The 2,993-nt window shown below is 53.2% G+C and carries 1 rRNA gene; it reads right to left on the bottom strand.

Features of this window, described 5'->3' with window-relative positions:
- Positions 1-44: 44 nt before the first annotated feature.
- A 23S ribosomal RNA gene (locus tag BTR1S_RS21410) occupies positions 45-2,976 on the bottom strand.
- Positions 2,977-2,993 lie beyond the last annotated feature (17 nt).

Below are 2,993 nucleotides of genomic sequence, written 5' to 3'. Positions count from 1 at the left end.
TTCTCTCAAAACTAGATAACGGGTAAAGACCATTCACAAATATTTAGGTTAAGTCCTCGATCGATTAGTATCTGTCAGCTCCATGTGTCGCCACACTTCCACCTCAGACCTATCAACCTGATCATCTTTCAGGGATCTTACTTCCTTGCGGAATGGGAAATCTCATCTTGAGGGGGGCTTCATGCTTAGATGCTTTCAGCACTTATCCCGTCCGCACATAGCTACCCAGCGATGCCCTTGGCAGAACAACTGGTACACCAGCGGTGCGTCCATCCCGGTCCTCTCGTACTAAGGACAGCTCCTCTCAAATTTCCTGCGCCCGCGACGGATAGGGACCGAACTGTCTCACGACGTTCTGAACCCAGCTCGCGTACCGCTTTAATGGGCGAACAGCCCAACCCTTGGGACCGACTACAGCCCCAGGATGCGATGAGCCGACATCGAGGTGCCAAACCTCCCCGTCGATGTGGACTCTTGGGGGAGATAAGCCTGTTATCCCCGGGGTAGCTTTTATCCGTTGAGCGATGGCCCTTCCATGCGGAACCACCGGATCACTAAGCCCGACTTTCGTCCCTGCTCGACTTGTAGGTCTCGCAGTCAAGCTCCCTTGTGCCTTTACACTCTGCGAATGATTTCCAACCATTCTGAGGGAACCTTTGGGCGCCTCCGTTACCTTTTAGGAGGCGACCGCCCCAGTCAAACTGCCCACCTGACACTGTCTCCCTGCCCGATAAGGGCAGCGGGTTAGAAGGTCAATACAGCCAGGGTAGTATCCCACCGATGCCTCCACCGAAGCTGGCGCTCCGGTTTCCAAGGCTCCTACCTATCCTGTACAAGCTGTACCAACATTCAATATCAGGCTGCAGTAAAGCTCCACGGGGTCTTTCCGTCCTGTCGCGGGTAACCTGCATCTTCACAGGTACTATAATTTCACCGAGTCTCTCGTTGAGACAGTGCCCAGATCGTTGCGCCTTTCGTGCGGGTCGGAACTTACCCGACAAGGAATTTCGCTACCTTAGGACCGTTATAGTTACGGCCGCCGTTTACTGGGGCTTCAATTCGCACCTTCGCATACGCTAAGCGCTCCTCTTAACCTTCCAGCACCGGGCAGGCGTCAGCCCCTATACTTCGCCTTGCGGCTTCGCAGAGACCTGTGTTTTTGCTAAACAGTCGCCTGGGCCTATTCACTGCGGCTCTCTCGGGCTTGCACCCTAACAGAGCACCCCTTCTCCCGAAGTTACGGGGTCATTTTGCCGAGTTCCTTAACGAGAGTTCTCTCGATCACCTTAGGATTCTCTCCTCGCCTACCTGTGTCGGTTTGCGGTACGGGCACCTCTCACCTCGCTAGAGGCTTTTCTTGGCAGTGTGGAATCAGGAACTTCGCTACTATATTTCACTCGCCATCACAGCTCAGCCTTATATGGGAAACGGATTTGCCTATTTCCCAGCCTAACTGCTTGGACGCGGATATCCAATACCGCGCTTACCCTATCCTCCTGCGTCCCCCCATTGCTCAAATGGTGAGGAGGTGGTACAGGAATATCAACCTGTTATCCATCGCCTACGCCTTTCGGCCTCGGCTTAGGTCCCGACTAACCCTGAGCGGACGAGCCTTCCTCAGGAAACCTTAGGCATTCGGTGGAGGGGATTCTCACCCCTCTTTCGCTACTCATACCGGCATTCTCACTTCTAAGCGCTCCACGAGTCCTTCCGGTCTCGCTTCACAGCCCTTAGAACGCTCTCCTACCACTGTTCGCAAGAACAGTCCGCAGCTTCGGTGATACGTTTAGCCCCGGTACATTTTCGGCGCAGAGTCACTCGACCAGTGAGCTATTACGCACTCTTTAAATGGTGGCTGCTTCTAAGCCAACATCCTGGTTGTCTAAGCAACTCCACATCCTTTTCCACTTAACGTATACTTTGGGACCTTAGCTGGCGGTCTGGGCTGTTTCCCTTTCGACTACGGATCTTATCACTCGCAGTCTGACTCCCAAGGATAAGTCTTTGGCATTCGGAGTTTGACTGAATTCGGTAACCCGGTAGGGGCCCCTAGTCCAATCAGTGCTCTACCTCCAAGACTCTTACCTTGAGGCTAGCCCTAAAGCTATTTCGGAGAGAACCAGCTATCTCCAGGTTCGATTGGCATTTCACCCCTACCCACACCTCATCCCCGCACTTTTCAACGTGCGTGGGTTCGGGCCTCCATTCAGTGTTACCTGAACTTCACCCTGGACATGGGTAGATCACCTGGTTTCGGGTCTACGACCACGTACTCATGCGCCCTATTCAGACTCGCTTTCGCTGCGGCTCCGTCTTTTCAAACTTAACCTTGCACGGGATCGTAACTCGCCGGTTCATTCTACAAAAGGCACGCCATCACCCGTTAACGGGCTCTGACTACTTGTAGGCACACGGTTTCAGGATCTCTTTCACTCCCCTTCCGGGGTGCTTTTCACCTTTCCCTCACGGTACTGGTTCACTATCGGTCACTAGGGAGTATTTAGCCTTGGGAGATGGTCCTCCCGGATTCCGACGGAATTTCACGTGTTCCGCCGTACTCAGGATCCACTCAGGAGAGAACGAAGTTTTGACTACAGGGCTGTTACCTCCTATGGCGGGCCTTTCCAGACCTCTTCATCTACCCCGTTCTTTTGTAACTCCGTATAGAGTGTCCTACAACCCCAAGAGGCAAGCCTCTTGGTTTGGGCTGTTCCCGTTTCGCTCGCCGCTACTCAGGGAATCGCATTTGCTTTCTCTTCCTCCGGGTACTTAGATGTTTCAGTTCCCCGGGTCTGCCTTCTCATATCCTATGAATTCAGATATGGATACTGCTCCATTACGAGCAGTGGGTTTCCCCATTCGGAAATCTCCGGATCAAAGCTTGCTTACAGCTCCCCGAAGCATATCGGTGTTCGTCCCGTCCTTCATCGGCTCCTAGTGCCAAGGCATCCACCGTGCGCCCTTTCTAACTTAACCGTTAAAAAGAATCACTA

This window comes from Bacillus sonorensis NBRC 101234 = KCTC 13918, from assembly GCF_001592005.1.
In the GTDB taxonomy this organism is placed as follows: Bacteria; Bacillota; Bacilli; order Bacillales; family Bacillaceae; genus Bacillus; species Bacillus sonorensis.
This window is presented reverse-complemented; position numbering and strand designations above follow the sequence as displayed.